The 14,302-nt window shown below is 66.2% G+C and carries 16 protein-coding genes; all 16 read left to right on the top strand.

From position 1 onward, the window contains the following. Positions 1-44 precede the first annotated feature (44 nt). Positions 45-608, top strand: a complete 564-nt coding sequence (locus ACXYMR_RS04500; RefSeq protein WP_458941556.1) for a NifU family protein — start codon at positions 45-47, stop codon at positions 606-608. A 102-nt stretch (positions 609-710) separates the two neighbouring features. Next, the gene (locus ACXYMR_RS04495; RefSeq protein WP_458941555.1) at positions 711-1,340 is read left to right on the top strand and encodes a malonic semialdehyde reductase; all 630 of its coding nucleotides are present in this window, start codon (positions 711-713) and stop codon (positions 1,338-1,340) included. A 10-nt stretch (positions 1,341-1,350) separates the two neighbouring features. Further along, positions 1,351-1,995 carry a tRNA (adenosine(37)-N6)-threonylcarbamoyltransferase complex dimerization subunit type 1 TsaB gene (tsaB, locus tag ACXYMR_RS04490; RefSeq protein ID WP_458941554.1) on the top strand — a complete coding sequence of 215 codons (645 nt, stop codon included), beginning with the start codon at positions 1,351-1,353 and terminating at the stop codon, positions 1,993-1,995. Next, the gene (locus tag ACXYMR_RS04485) at positions 1,992-2,462 is read left to right on the top strand and encodes a GNAT family N-acetyltransferase (RefSeq protein ID WP_458941553.1); all 471 of its coding nucleotides are present in this window, start codon (positions 1,992-1,994) and stop codon (positions 2,460-2,462) included. Before tsaB ends, ACXYMR_RS04485 begins: the two co-directional genes overlap by 4 nt. Before the next feature lie 37 nt (positions 2,463-2,499). Then, positions 2,500-2,919, top strand: coding sequence for a Fur family transcriptional regulator (locus ACXYMR_RS04480; RefSeq protein ID WP_458941552.1), 420 nt, complete (start codon positions 2,500-2,502; stop codon positions 2,917-2,919). A gap of 31 nt (positions 2,920-2,950) precedes the next feature. Then, positions 2,951-4,240 carry a TCR/Tet family MFS transporter gene (locus ACXYMR_RS04475; RefSeq protein WP_458941551.1) on the top strand — a complete coding sequence of 430 codons (1,290 nt, stop codon included), beginning with the start codon at positions 2,951-2,953 and terminating at the stop codon, positions 4,238-4,240. A 109-nt stretch (positions 4,241-4,349) separates the two neighbouring features. Next, positions 4,350-5,720 (top strand): tRNA (N6-isopentenyl adenosine(37)-C2)-methylthiotransferase MiaB, encoded by a 1,371-nt coding sequence (gene miaB / locus ACXYMR_RS04470; protein WP_458941550.1) that lies wholly within the window; start codon positions 4,350-4,352, stop codon positions 5,718-5,720. A gap of 119 nt (positions 5,721-5,839) precedes the next feature. Then, positions 5,840-6,769, top strand: a complete 930-nt coding sequence (locus ACXYMR_RS04465) for a PhoH family protein (RefSeq protein WP_458941924.1) — start codon at positions 5,840-5,842, stop codon at positions 6,767-6,769. Continuing rightward, positions 6,766-7,218: an rRNA maturation RNase YbeY gene (ybeY, locus tag ACXYMR_RS04460; protein WP_458941549.1), complete on the top strand. Its 453-nt coding sequence runs from the start codon at positions 6,766-6,768 to the stop codon at positions 7,216-7,218. The genes ACXYMR_RS04465 and ybeY overlap by 4 nt, the downstream gene beginning before the upstream one ends. A 26-nt stretch (positions 7,219-7,244) precedes the next feature. Then, positions 7,245-8,156 (top strand): hemolysin family protein, encoded by a 912-nt coding sequence (locus ACXYMR_RS04455; protein ID WP_458941548.1) that lies wholly within the window; start codon positions 7,245-7,247, stop codon positions 8,154-8,156. Further along, complete coding sequence (gene lnt / locus ACXYMR_RS04450; RefSeq protein WP_458941547.1) at positions 8,156-9,760, top strand: apolipoprotein N-acyltransferase; 1,605 nt, start codon at positions 8,156-8,158, stop codon at positions 9,758-9,760. The genes ACXYMR_RS04455 and lnt overlap by 1 nt, the downstream gene beginning before the upstream one ends. Before the next feature lie 84 nt (positions 9,761-9,844). After that, complete coding sequence (locus ACXYMR_RS04445) at positions 9,845-10,270, top strand: helix-turn-helix domain-containing protein (protein WP_458941546.1); 426 nt, start codon at positions 9,845-9,847, stop codon at positions 10,268-10,270. Between the two features lie 86 nt (positions 10,271-10,356). Further along, on the top strand, positions 10,357-11,082 hold the full coding sequence (gene trmB / locus ACXYMR_RS04440; RefSeq protein WP_458941545.1) for a tRNA (guanosine(46)-N7)-methyltransferase TrmB: 726 nt from the start codon (positions 10,357-10,359) through the stop codon (positions 11,080-11,082). A gap of 153 nt (positions 11,083-11,235) precedes the next feature. Further along, on the top strand, positions 11,236-11,772 hold the full coding sequence (rimP, locus tag ACXYMR_RS04435; protein ID WP_458941544.1) for a ribosome maturation factor RimP: 537 nt from the start codon (positions 11,236-11,238) through the stop codon (positions 11,770-11,772). Between the two features lie 31 nt (positions 11,773-11,803). After that, positions 11,804-13,525: a transcription termination factor NusA gene (gene nusA / locus ACXYMR_RS04430; RefSeq protein ID WP_458941543.1), complete on the top strand. Its 1,722-nt coding sequence runs from the start codon at positions 11,804-11,806 to the stop codon at positions 13,523-13,525. Next, positions 13,449-14,168 (top strand): RNA-binding protein, encoded by a 720-nt coding sequence (locus ACXYMR_RS04425; RefSeq protein ID WP_458941542.1) that lies wholly within the window; start codon positions 13,449-13,451, stop codon positions 14,166-14,168. Before nusA ends, ACXYMR_RS04425 begins: the two co-directional genes overlap by 77 nt. Positions 14,169-14,302: the final 134 nt, after the last annotated feature.

Here is a 14,302-nt window from a genome sequence, read left to right as displayed (position 1 = left end):
GAACCCTCGGTCATTCATGGCCAGATGGGGGGCAGGAGATTGCCATGTTTATCCAGACCGAAGCCACGCCGAACCCGAACACCCTCAAATTCCTGCCCGGACGGGAGATATCGCCGGACGCACCGCGCGAGTTCGAAACCGCCGCGGCAGCCGCCCAGGCCCCCCTGGCCTCGGACCTGTTCCTGGTCGATGGCGTGTCGGGCGTGTTCTTCGGCGAGGACTTCATCGCCGTCACCAAGACCGATGATTACGAGTGGGATCACATCAAGCCCTTCATCCTGGGCGCCATCATGGACGGGTTGCAGTCCGGTCGGCCGCTGTTCGGAGACGCGGTCGACGAGAGCGGGCACGCCACCTACGCCGGAGAGGATGAAGGCCTGGTCAAGGAGATCATCGAACTCATCGATACCCGCGTTCGCCCGGCCGTGGCCCAGGATGGCGGCGACATCCTGTTCCATTCCTACATGGCGGAAAGCGGCGTGGTGCGACTGAAGATGCGCGGCGCCTGCGCCGGGTGTCCGTCGTCGACGATGACGCTCAAATCCGGCATCGAGAATCTCCTCAAGCATTACATTCCGGAGATCCGGTCGGTCGAAGCCGTCGAATAACGGTCAGCCGGGACCGCATAGTCTTTTTCCGGATCGGAAATTCCCAAACCGCGTTGCGCTCATTACATAGCGTCGCGAACACAATCATTGCCGGAGACACCCATGTCCGAACTGACCCAGAAGCCGACCCAGAACACGCCCATCAGCGAGGACGCCCTGCGTCACATTCTGCTCGAGGCGCGCACCTATAACGACTTCGAGGACCGGGCTGTGCCGGAGGAGACGCTGCGTCGCCTCTATGACAGTGTCCGCATGGGCCCCACCAGTGCGAACTCCTCGCCGGCGCGCTTCGTCTTCGTGACCAGCGACGAGGCGAAGGCCAGGCTGGAGCCGCATCTCAGCGAGGGCAATCACGACAAGACCATGAAGGCGCCGGTCACCGTGATCCTGGCCTGGGACAACAAGTTCTATGACAAGATCCCCCAGCTCATGCCGCACAATCCGGGTGCGCGCGAATGGTTCACGGCGCCCCAGTCAACGATCGACAATGGTCGCCGCAATGCCATTCTGCAGGGGGCTTACCTGATCATAGCGGCGCGGGCCCTCGGTCTCGATTGCGGCCCCATGTCCGGTTTTGACAAGGACGGTGTCGATGAGGCCTTCTTCGCAGGCGATGACGAGATGTCGACGTGGAAATCCGATTTCCTGATCAATCTCGGCTACGGCACCACCAAGAACCTGTTCCCGCGCCTGCCGCGTCTGGACTTCGACGAGGCGGCCAGAATCCTCTAGACCGCCCTGCATGAACCTGCTGGCCATTGATACGACGGGCGCCGATTGTTCGGTCGCCCTGCGCCGGCCCGGTCTGCCTGACCGGGCCGTGTGCGAAACCATCGGGCGCGGTCATGCCGAACGCCTGGCGCCGATGGTCCGCGATCTGCTGGTCGACGCCGGTCTGGCGCCTCGCGACATCGATCGCATCGGTATCACCATCGGACCCGGCAGTTTCGCCGGCACACGGGTCGGTGTCGCATTCGCGCGCGGACTGGCCATTGCCGTGGAGGCCGAGGTCGTCGGCATCAGCAATCTGGCAGTCTGGGCAGCCATGCAGGACGGGCACGGACCCATTCTGGCGGCCCATGATGCCCGCCGCGGCGATATTGTCCTCCAGCTCTGGAACGACACACCGGACGGTCCGCCGCAGCGCCTGGACCTCGACGGAGCCCGGCAGTTGATTGCCGAACTGGACGCCGCGGACCTGCGTATTGTGGGGTCGGGGGCCGGGCTGTTGAACGAATTCGGCGAGACGGTCGAGATATCGGGTCTCGACGCGTCCTGCCTGCTCGACCTCGTCGCCGCCGCAGACCCGCAGGCTGCGCCGCCGACACCCTTTTATGCCCGACCGCCCGATGCCAAATTGCCGGGCGGGGTGGAGCCGGCCTCGTGACCGGCCTCGTGACCGGACTTGTCCGCGTCGGCCCGGCCGCGGCAGCCGAACTGGCGGCCCTGCACGCCGAGTGTTTCGAGCGCCCCTGGCCGGCCGGGGAGTTTGCCAGCCTGCTGCACCTTCCCGGCACGGCCGGATTTCGCCTCGGCGCGCCGGGCAGCGCCATCGGGATGGCGCTGACGCGTCAGGCGCTCGACGAGGCGGAAATCCTGACCATCGGCGTTGTTCCCCGCGCGCGTCGCAAGGGGGCCGGGCGCGAACTGCTGGGCGCCGTGCAAGAGCGCCTTTTCGCTGACGGGGTGTCACGGCTCTTCCTGGAGGTTTCGACGCGCAATGCGGCTGCTGACCGCCTCTACCGTGGCGCCGGCTTTTGTGAAGTGGGTTGCCGGAAGGGCTATTATGCCGACGGGAGCGATGCCCTCGTGCTGGAAAAATGGCTGTCTGGTGATGGACAGGGGCCGGGGTGACCGCCTATCTGTGCTGTGGTGATGAAGGGGATTCGAGATGCCGGACCGTATTGAGAAGCTGTGCATAGCCAAGGGTCTGCGCATGACCGACCAGCGCCGGGTAATTGCCCGCGTGCTGTCCTCCTCCGACGATCATCCCGATGCCGAGGAATTGCACCGTCGCGCCTCGGCCGAAGATCCGCGGATTTCCCTCGCCACTGTCTACCGTACCGTGCGCCTGTTCGAGGAAGCCGGCATTATCGAGCGCCATGACTTCCGCGACGGAAGGTCGCGCTATGAGGAAGTCGGCGACGAGCATCACGACCACCTCATTGACCTAAAGTCCGGAGAAGTCGTGGAATTCGTGAACGAAGAGATCGAGCGTCTTCAGGAAGCCATTGCCCGCAAGCTGGGCTATAAACTTGTCGATCACCGGCTTGAGCTTTACGGCGTGCCGCTGAAGGGTGCCGAGGACTAGGCGCTCACACACGTCTGGTCAGGAATTCGCGATGCCCGCTCGCCGCCCCGGCAAGCATGCCGTCACCTTCATCTTCATCACCGTCCTGATCGACATGATCGGCTTCGGCCTGATCATTCCTGTCATGCCGGAGCTGATCGAGGAACTGACCGGTCTCCAGGCGAACAATGCCGCCGTGCTTGGCGCCTGGCTGATGGCCGCCTATGCGGGCATGCAGTTCATCTTCGCGCCGATCATCGGGGGGCTGTCCGACCGCTTCGGCCGCAAGCCGGTCCTGCTGGCCGCGCTGGCCGGCTTCACCATCGACTATTTCATCATGGGCTTTGCGCCGGTGTTCTGGCTGCTCCTGGTCGGACGTCTTCTGGCCGGCGTGTTCGGGGCCAGCTACTCCACGGCCAACGCCTACATCGCCGATATCACGCCGCCGGAAGAGCGCGCCGGCCGCTTCGGCCTGATCGGCGCGGCTTTCGGTATCGGCTTCATTCTCGGCCCGGCCCTGGGTGGCTTCCTGGGTGACGCCTTCGGTCCGCGTGCGCCGTTCTTCGCCGCTGCCATCCTGGCCGGCTGCAATCTCGTCTACGGCCTGATCGTATTGCCCGAGACGCTGGCCAAGGAAAATCGTCGTCCGTTTGACATTCGCCGGGCCAACCCGCTCGGTTCGCTGGCCCAGATGCGAAAATACCCCGCCGTGCTGATCCTGATGGGCGCAGTCTTTCTCATGCTGCTCGGTCACGCGGTCTATCCGGCGATCTGGTCCTATTATTCCGACTTCAAGTTCGGCTGGGGTCCGAAGGAAATCGGCCTGTCGCTGATGGCCGTCGGCCTGTCCTCGGCCGTCGTCCAGGGCGGCCTGACCCGGCATCTCGTGCCGGCGCTGGGCGAGTGGCGGGCGATCGCCTTCTCGCTGGCCCTCGGGGCCCTGGCCTACGCCGGTTATGCCTTCGCCACGGCGGGCTGGATGGTGTACGCGCTGATCGCTTTCGGGGCGCTCGGTGGGATCGGCCAGCCGGCCCTGCAGGGTGTGATGTCGCGGCTCGTGCCGCCCAATGCCCAGGGCGAATTGCAGGGCGCCATGACGTCGCTGCAGAGCCTGTCGATGATCATCGGTCCGCTTTTCATGTCGCGTCTGTTCTCGAGCTTCTCCGGCAGCGATGCGCCGGTCGAGTTCCCCGGGGCCCCTTTCCTGGTCGCCTCGGTCCTGACGCTGATCGCGCTGGTTTTGGGGCTGAGTGCCCGTCGTTTCGATCCCGGTCCGCGCAAGCAGGCGCCGGCCACGGTGCCCTCGCCCGGCGAAATGGCCGCCGCGGCGAAACCCGATTAGTCTCGCGCCACCTTGCCATGACGGTGCATTTCCATCATAACGCCCGGCTTCCCGGCCGAGGCCGGAGGCTGTACGGATAGGGCCGGGAGTGCCGGCCGCTCGAGGATCCATGAGTTCGACGCGCAAACGCCTTTTCATCAAGACCTATGGCTGCCAGATGAATGTCTATGATTCCGAAAGGATGAAGGACGTTCTCACCCCGCTCGGCTACGAGCCGGCCGAGACGCCGGATGGCGCCGACCTGGTCATACTCAATACCTGCCACATTCGCGAGAAGGCCGCCGAGAAGGTCTATTCGGAGCTTGGTCGCCTGCGTCCCCTCAAGGAACAGAAAGCCGAAAGCGGTGGCATGACCATCGCCGTGGCCGGCTGCGTGGCCCAGGCCGAGGGCGCGGAGATCATGAAGCGCGCGCCAGTGGTTGACCTCGTCGTCGGCCCGCAGACCTATCACAAGCTGCCCGAGCTCATTGCCCAGGCTCACCGCGCCAGGGGCGAGGCGCTCGACACCGAGTTCGAGGTCGAGGACAAGTTCGACAGCCTTGGCGCGACCCGGCAGGTCGAGGGCTATTCCGCCTTCGTCACGGTGCAGGAAGGCTGCGACAAGTTCTGCACCTTCTGTGTCGTGCCCTACACGCGTGGCGCCGAATGGTCGCGCCCGGTCGACCAGATCGTGGCCGAGATCCGAGCCCTGGCCGCCCAGGGCATTCGCGAAGTCACCCTGCTGGGCCAGAACGTCAACGCCTTCCACGGCGCCCCGCCGGCCGGTCGCGAGGCCGACGGCAGCTGGGGGCTGGGCCAGCTGGTGCGCCATGTCGCCCTGATCGGCGGCATCGAGCGCATCCGCTTCACCACCTCGCATCCGCGCGACATGGACGAAGACCTGATCCAGGCCTTCGCCGACACGCCGAAGCTGATGCCGTATTTCCACCTGCCGGTGCAGTCGGGCTCCGACAAGATCCTCAAGGCGATGAACCGCGACCACACTGCAGGATCTTACCTGGAGACCATCGCCCGCCTGCGCGAGGTCCGGCCCGACATCGCCATTTCCGGCGACATGATCGTCGGTTTTCCGGGCGAGACCGAGGCCGATTTCGAAGCGACCATGGAGCTGGTGCGCCAGGTCGATTACGCGTCCTGCTTCTCGTTCAAGTATTCCAAGCGGCCGGGAACCCCCGGCGCGGCGATGTTCAACCAGGTCGACGAAGCGGTGAAGGACGAGCGCCTGCAGCGCCTGCAAGCCCTGCTCAACAGCCAGCAGGTCGCCTTCAATGAAAGCATGATCGGCCGCACCTTGCCGGTCCTGTTCGAGAAACCCGGCCGCCTCGACGGTCAGCTGCACGGGCGCAGCCCCTACCTGCAGTCGGTGCATGTCGATGGTCCGGCCGAGCTGATCGGTCAGATTGCCGAGGTGCGCATCGAGACTGCCAGCCGCAATGCCTTGTCCGGCCAGTTGGCCGGTGGCGCCAGGAGTGCCGCGTGACCGCGTCCAAGACCCCGTCCAAGTCCCCAGCCAAGCCCGCTCCGCGCAAGCGCGCCGCCAAGCCGCGCCGCGAAGCGTCCGAAAGCGTCTATTTCGACGACAATGAGCGTCTCCGCGGCATGGCCGGGGCGGGCGACCGTTTCTTCATGCTGATCGAGCAGGAACTGGGTGTCAGCCTGTCCGCGCCCGGTGGTGGCCAGGTGGTGATCACGGCCGGTGACAGCGCCGACCGCGACGAGGCCAAGCGCGTCCTCAAGCGGCTCTATGCCGGTCTCGAGCATGGCCTGACCTGTGACGAAGCCGCTGTCCGCTCCGCCCTGCGCATGAGCGATGACTCGCCGTCGGGCACCGATGATGACGGCGTCATCCGGATTCCGCGCGGCGCCAGCCTGATCGCCCGCACCGACGGCCAGCGCCAGTATGTGCGCGCCCTCAAGGACGAACGCTGCGACCTGATTTTCGGGGTCGGCCCGGCGGGCACCGGCAAGACGCTGCTGGCGGTGGCCTACGGCGCCTCCCTGCTGGTCCAGCGCAAGGTGGAGAAACTGATCATCACCCGTCCGGCCGTTGAGGCCGGCGAGAAGCTCGGCTTTCTGCCCGGCGACCTGACCGAGAAGGTCGACCCCTATCTGTTGCCGGTGTGGGATGCCCTGGCCGACACGCTGGGGCGCTCGCAGCTGGAAAAGATGCGCGAGGACGGCCGTATCGAGGTGGCGCCGATCGCCTTCATGCGCGGCCGCACGCTGAACCGCGCCTTCATCGTCGTCGACGAGGCCCAGAACACCTCGCGGGCCCAGATGCAGATGGTGCTGACCCGGCTCGGCGAGGGCTCGCGCATGGCGGTCACCGGCGATCCGAGCCAGGTCGATCTCAATCCGCGCGACCCGTCCGGCCTGCCGCACGCGCTCGATATCCTGCACCGGACCAAGGGCGTGGCCATCACGCGTTTCTCCCGGCACGATGTCGTGCGCCATGACCTGGTGGCGCGCATCGTCGCCGCCTACGAGGAGGATGCGAGCCGCTCGACCGGTTCGCCGATACGCGCATGAATGCCATAGACTTGATCGTCGAGGACGAGGCGTGGCGGGTTCTGGACAACAAGACCCGGCTGGCCGAAGAGGCCGTGGGCGCGGCCTGCCGCGAAGTCGGCGAGACCCGTCCGGGCGTGGTCGCCATCCTGCTGACCGGGGATGAGGCGATCGCCGAGCTCAACGGCCGCTTCCGTGACAAGCCGAAGCCGACCAATGTGCTGGCCTTTCCGGCCGATGAAAGTGCCGACAATCACCTCGGTGATCTGGCTCTGGCCTCCGGCGTAGTCATGCGTGAGGCCGAGGCGCGGGGGATTTCCCCCGCCGATCATTTGCGTCATCTCGTCATTCATGGCTTCCTGCATCTTCAGGGGTATGATCACCAGGACGATGATGACGCAGAAATCATGGAAACCATCGAGCGGCGGGCCCTGGCGCGTCTCGGCGTCGGCGACCCGTATACAGATTGATGGCGAGAATGTTTCGCGAAGCAGGCATGACTGACACCCCCGATCCAGAACCGTCCCGATCGACCTCCTGGCTGCGCCGCATGTTCGGCGGCGAGCGTCGCGCCTCCGTGCCGGCGCTGACAGTTGCCGATCCTGAACAGCCACACCTTCCCGCTTACGCCATCGAGGCCAACGCGCTGGACCAGCTGCGGGTGGCCGATGTCATGGTGCCGCGCGCCGACATCGTCGGTGTCGAGGTGTCCACACCGCTCGGGGATCTCGCCCGGCTGTTTGCCGAGGCCTCCCATTCGCGCCTGCCGGTCTATCGCGAAAGCCTCGATGACCCGATCGGCGTGGTCCACATCAAGGATGTTATCGGTCACCTGGCCCCCGGCGACAGCGGCAAGCGCCTCGCCGGCTGGGCCGACAAGCAGGTGATCCCGTCGATCAGTCGCCAATTGCTGTTCGCCCCGCCTTCCATGCGCGCCCTCGACCTGCTCCGCCGGATGCAGGGCCGCCGCATGCACCTGGCGCTCGTGGTCGACGAGTATGGCGGCACCGACGGGCTGGTGACGCTGGAAGACCTGATCGAACCCATTGTGGGCGACATCGAGGACGAGCATGACGACGAGGATTCGCCGGCCATCCGGGCCCGCGGACCGGGCGTCTGGGATGTCGAGGCGCGGGCCGAGATCGATGCATTCGAGACCGTGGTCGGCGAAGAGATCGCCGAGCCCGATGAAGACGAGGATGTCGACAGCCTCGGGGGCCTGGTTTTCACCTTGATCGGCCGGGTGCCCGAGCGCGGCGAAGTCATTCGCCATCCCACGGGCTATGAGTTCGAGGTCTTGGAAGCCGACAGCCGCCGCATCAAGCGCATGCGCGTGCGGGCCCCGGGCCCGGGCAGCCGCGCAGCTGAACCGGCCGGGGACGAGCCCGGCGAGGCCGGCGCGGCCTGATGCGCTGGGGCGACCTTCGCACCGATGTCGTGCGCCGCTGGATGGCGCGCACCAGCGGCTGGAAGCACATCCTCGTTCTGGTCCTGGCGGGCGCCGTATCGTCCCTTGCCATGGCGCCCCTGCACATCTGGCCGGCCCTGGCGGTCGGCCTGTTCGTGCTGTTGTGGAGCGCGGACAGTGTTCGCACATCGACACGCCCCATGCGGACCGCCTTCGGCCGCGGCTTCGTGTTCGGTTTCGGCTATTTCCTCGCCGGCACCTTCTGGATCGCTTTCGCCTTCATAACCCGCGGACCCGGTTTCGGCCTGCTCGTGCCGGTGGCGGTGCCGGCCTTTGCCGCCCTGCTGGCCGTGTTCTGGGGGCTGGCGATCATGCTCTATGTCTGGATCGCCAAGTCGTCGGTGTGGCGGGTCCTGGTGTTTGCCGCAGCCATCACCCTGACGGAATGGATCCGCGGTCACCTGTTCGGCGGCCTGCCTTGGAATCTGCCGGGCTACACCTGGGCGGCCGGCGGCGCGATGAGCCAGACCGCGGCCTGGTTCGGGGTTTACGGCCTGACTTTCCTGACCGTCTTCATCCTGGCCGCGCCCGCCGTCGCGGTTGGCAGCCGCTTTTCGACGGCGCGTCTGATGCCGGCCTTCGCCGGGCTGGCACTGGGTTTCATTCTGATCTTTTCCGGCGCCGTGCGCCTGTCGCAGGCGGAGCAGCCGGTATGGCCGGATGTTCGCCTGCGCATCGTCCACGCCAACCTGACCCAGGCCGAGAAATGGGGTCCGGACGGCGAGGCGCTGACCCGCGACCGCTATCTGGCCCTGACCGGGGCCGACGGGATCGACCAGGTCACCCACGTGTTATGGCCGGAAGGGGCCATGCCCAACCTCATGCTCGAGGACGGACAGACACTCGGCGAGGTCGCGAGCCTTCTGGACAACGGCCAGGTCCTGGTCGCCGGCGTCAACCGGCGCTCGGCCGGGGAGGACGGTTACGCATACTTCAACGCCCTCTCCGTGCTCCGCTTTCGCCAGTCGGTACCCCGCATCGACGCGCTCTACGACAAGGTCCGGCTGACCCCGTTCGGCGAGATGATCCCGTTGTCCGGACTGGTCTCGGCGATCGGGTTCGACGAATTCGCCCGGCTCCAGTTCACGCCCGGCACCAGCGCCATGACGCTCGACGTGCCTGGCGCCCCGCCGATGATGCCGCTGATCTGCTACGAGGCCATCTTCCCGGGCTTCGTGCGCTCGGTCGACGAACGGCCGCAATGGCTGTTCAACCTGTCCAATGATGCCTGGTTCGGTGTCACCAGCGGGCCCTACCAGCATTTCAACCAGACCCGCTACCGCTCCATCGAGACCGGCCTGCCGCTGGTGCGCAGCGCGGCGCGGGGCGTGTCCGGTCTGGTCGACCCCTTCGGTCGGGCCGTTCTCGCGGTATCACCGGGACAGGAGGGCGCGTATGACGTCGCTTTGCCGGCCGGCCTGACGCCGCCGCCCTACTGGCGCTGGGGCGATTGGCCGATCCTTGCCCTTCTGGTCCTCATTCTGGCCGGAGCCGTCGTGGAAAGACGAGGTGGTCTAAGGGGTTGGCTGTCTACACCACGATAAAGCGAACGTGATTGCCCCGTCGCGCGTGGGTTGTGATATGCTACCAGCGTGGTCCCCGCGACGATTCTGGAAAGAGGCATGGGCATGACCAAAACCAACCCGCGGGGGCCGAACCCGATCGATGTGCATGTCGGGGCACGCGTCCGGTTGCGCCGCCAGTTACTGAAAATGAGCCAGGAAAAACTGGGTGACGAGCTGGGGGTGACCTTCCAGCAGGTCCAGAAATACGAGCGGGGCGCGAACCGGGTCGGGGCCAGCCGCCTCTACCGCATGTCGCGCGTGCTCGATGTTCCGGTCCAGTTCTTCTTCGAGGGCTTGGGTGAGAAATCGGCCAGCACCGGCATGGCCGAGGGCGACCAGACACCGGTCGTCTATGATTTCATCCAGAGTTCCGACGGGGTCGCCCTCGCCGAAGCATTCTCGCGCATCAAGGAAGCCAAGGTCCGGCGCCGGGTGCTCGAGCTGGTGCGGACCCTGGCCAGCGAGGCCGAAGACGCCGCCGACAAGTGAGGCTGTGGAGCCATGTCAGGCACCGACCGCAGGCGTGCAGCACTGCGGGGGGTGAAGTTTGCGCGCAAAACGGCTAGAGGCGTCGCATGCGCGAGCCATCCCAATCCCCGTCCCGTCAGTCTGCCGGCCAGGCCGAGGCTGAAACGCGTCCCGGCTTCCGCCTGTTCGGCCGGTCACAGGGCAAGCCCCTGTCACCACGCCAGCAGCGCCTGGTCGACGACAAGCTGCCGACCATCGACCTGCCGCAGGCCGGCATCATCGACCCGGCCAGCCTGCTCCCGGACGCCACGGCCCGCATCCTCGAGATCGGTTTCGGCGGCGGCGAACACCTGGCCGCCCAGGCGGCGCGTCACCCCGAGTACGGCTATATCGGCATCGAGCCCTTCCTCAACGGCGTCGCCAAGGCGCTGACCTATGTCGACGAGCAGGGGCTGGAGAATGTCCGCCTGCACCGCGGCGATGCCCGCGACGTGCTGCCGCGCTTCGCCGAGGCCAGCCTCGACCGCATCTTCCTGCTCTTCCCCGACCCCTGGCACAAGAAGCGCCACGCCAAGCGCCGCTTCGTGCAGCCGGAAACGCGCGACCAGTTCGCCCGCCTCCTGAAGCCCGGCGGCCAGCTGCGCATCGCCACCGACGTCAAGTCCTATGCCGACCACTGCATGGCCGAGCTGACCGGCGATGAGCGTTTCGAATGGACGGCCCGGACCCACACCGACTGGAGCCAGCCCCCGGCCGACCACATCACCACCCGCTACGAAACCAAGAATCTCGGCGACTGCGCTCCGGTCTGGATGGATTTCGTGCGGGTTTAACGGCAGGCCCGGCCAGCGCGGTGACGGCTCCGCTTGCCATCTCCCGCGCTCCGGCGTATAAGCCCGCCACTACCCAAGTTCGATTGCATCGGATGATGCTATCGAGCGGTCGCCCACGGCGGCCGCTCTTTTTTGTTGATGGAGTGCCGGTCCTTGAAGACCAAGACACCGCAGGACGACCGCATCGCCGCACTCGTGGATCCCGTGGCCGGGGAACTCGGCCTGGAAGTGATCCGGGTGCGCGTCATGTCCGGCAAGAAGCCGCGGCTCCAGCTGATGATCGACCGCGCCGACGGCAGCGGCGTCGATGTCTCCGATTGCGCCAAGCTTTCCCGCGCCCTCTACGACGTGTTCGAGGCCGAAGATCCGGTTTCCGGCGAGTATGATCTTGAGGTATCCTCGCCCGGTATCGACCGGCCGCTGACGGCGCTCGCGCATTTCGAGCGCTGGGAGGGCTATGAGGTCAAGCTCGAGCTGGACCGGCTGGCCGAGGGTCGCAAGCGTTTCCGGGGCCTGATCGCCGGCGTCGAGGACGGTCATGTCCTGCTCGACATGGACGGCGAGGACGAGACCACGCTGATCCCGTTCGACTGGATCGCCGACGCCAAACTGGTTTTGACAGACGCCTTGATCGAGGCGGATTTGAAAGCGCGGGGCCCCGGCACCGCGACGACTGAAGGAGACGAATAATGTCGCTGAGCAAGGCAATGGGGACCACCCGATGAGCATTGGTGTAAGCGCCAACCGCCTGGAACTCCTGCAGATCGCCCGTGCGGTCGCGGCGGAGAAGTCCATCGATGAATCGATCGTGATCGAGGCCATCGAGGAGGCCATCCAGAAGGCTGCCCGCTCCCGCTACGGGGCCGAGAACGACATTCGTGCCAAGATCGATCCGAAGACGGGCGAGCTGTCGCTGACCCGTTGCATGACCGTGGTCGAAGAGGTCGAGAACGAAAGCCACGAGCTCTCCCTCGCCGATGCCAAGAAGATCGACAAGGACGCCGAGATCGGCACCGTCTTCGCCGACGAGCTGCCGCCGATCGAGTTCGGCCGCGTCGCCTCGCAGACCGCCAAGCAGGTGATCACCCAGAAGGTCCGCGAAGCCGAGCGCCAGCGCCAGTTCGAAGAGTACAAGGACCGTGTCGGCGAGATCATCTCCGGCATCGTCAAACGCGTCGAATACGGCAATGTCATCATCGACCTGGGCCGGGCCGAGGGCATCATCCGCCGCGCCGACGGCATCCCGCGCGAAAACCTGCAGACCAATGAGCGCGTGCGCGCCTACATCTACGATGTGCGCGAGGAAGTTCGCGGCCCGCAGATCTTCCTGTCGCGCGCCCATCCGGACTTCATGGCCGCCCTGTTCGCCCAGGAAGTGCCGGAAGTCTACGAAGGCATCATCGAGATCCCGTCCGTCGCCCGCGACCCGGGCAGCCGGGCCAAGATCGCCGTCATCTCCAATGACGGTTCGATCGATCCGGTCGGCGCCTGCGTCGGCATGCGCGGCAGCCGCGTCCAGGCTGTCGTCTCCGAACTGGCCGGCGAGAAGATCGACATCATTCCGTGGTCCGACGATCCGGCCACCTTCATCGTCAACGCCCTGCAGCCGGCGGAAGTCGCCAAGGTCGTGCTCGACGAGGAAGACCAGCGCATCGAGGTCGTGGTGCCCGACGAGCAGCTGTCGCTCGCCATCGGCCGCCGTGGCCAGAATGTCCGTCTCGCCTCGCAGCTGACCGGCTGGTCGATCGACATCCTGACCGAGGAAGAAGAGTCCGAGCGCCGGCAGAAGGAATTCGCCGAACGGACCCAGCTCTTCATCGGAGCCCTTGATGTTGACGAGGTGATTGCCCAATTGCTGGCTACGGAAGGCTTCACCGACGTCGAGGACCTGGCCTATGTCGATCTCGGCGAGATCGCGGTCATTGAAGGCTTCGACGAGGACACCGCCGAGGAAATCCAGGCGCGTGCCCGCGACTTCCTCGACCGTCAGGCCGCCGAGCAGGATGCCAAGCGGACGGAACTGGGTGTCGAGGACGCCGTTCTTGAAGTCGAGGGTGTCACCTTGCCGATGGCCGTGGCGTTTGGCGAGAACGACGTCAAGACCGTGGACGACCTGGCCGGTCTGGTCACCGACGACCTGCGCGGCTGGTTCGAAACCAAGGATGGCGAGCGCGTTCGCGAGCCGGGCATCCTGGAATCGTTCGGCCTGTCCGCCGACGACGCCGAGATGATGATCATGCGGGCCCGTGTCGCCGCTGGCTGGATCTCCGAGGAGGACCTGCCGGTCCGCGAGGTCGAGGAAGAGGAAACCGAAGTCGACGAGGCCGCCGAGGCGTTCAACGTCGAGGACATGGACCTGGCGGCGCTTGAAGCCGAAGCCGAAGCTCTCGGCATCGATTTCGAGGACGAAGCCGGATCCGAGAAGGAGAAGGGTACTGAGTAACCGGACGTCCAGCCCGGGCAAGGCTCGGGAAAGACGCTGCGTCGCCAGCGGCCAGGTGAGGGATGAGGCGGAGCTGATCCGTCTCGCTCTCGGCCCCGGCGACCAGGTCGTTCCCGACCTGGCGGCCAAACTGCCCGGCCGCGGTGCCTGGGTCAGTGCGGACCGGGCCATGGTCGACCTGATGGTCCGCAAAGGCCTGCTCAACCGGGCGTTCGGCTGCAAGGTCGAACTGCCGGATGACCTGGCCGGACTGTTGGAAGCCCAGCTCGCGGCGCGCGCCCTCAGCCTGATCGGGCTGGCGCGCCGGTCCGGGGATCTGGCGACCGGTTTCGATGCGGTCCGTCTGGCGCTCAAGGGCGCCCGGCCGGCCTGGCGCCTGGAGGCCTCGGACGGGGCCGCCGACGGGCGCAGCAAGCTGGATCGGCTCACCTGGTCCGCCTGGGGCGAAGTGCCGGTGGCCGGATGTTTTCTGGCGGAGGAGATCGGGGCGGCCGCGGGCCGGGGCCCGGTCGTCCACGCCGCCATGGCCCAGGGATCGCAGGCGCGCTCCTTCGGCACAGTTATTGCGAAGCTGGCAGGCTTTCGCGATATCGATCCCGCCCGACCGGCCAAGGCCGGAGCCGAGGCAGGACATGCGGATTGAACCGCGAGAGCGGTTGCTATCGGGACGGAGCTGGCTAGTTTAGCGAGCCTTCAGCCCGACATGGGTTTGAACAGTGCGCCTTTCCGGAATTCGGCTCCCGGAAAACCGCGCGGAACGAAAGCCGAATTGGAAGG

Source organism: Maricaulis sp. CAU 1757, assembly GCF_054482675.1.
This window is presented reverse-complemented; position numbering and strand designations above follow the sequence as displayed.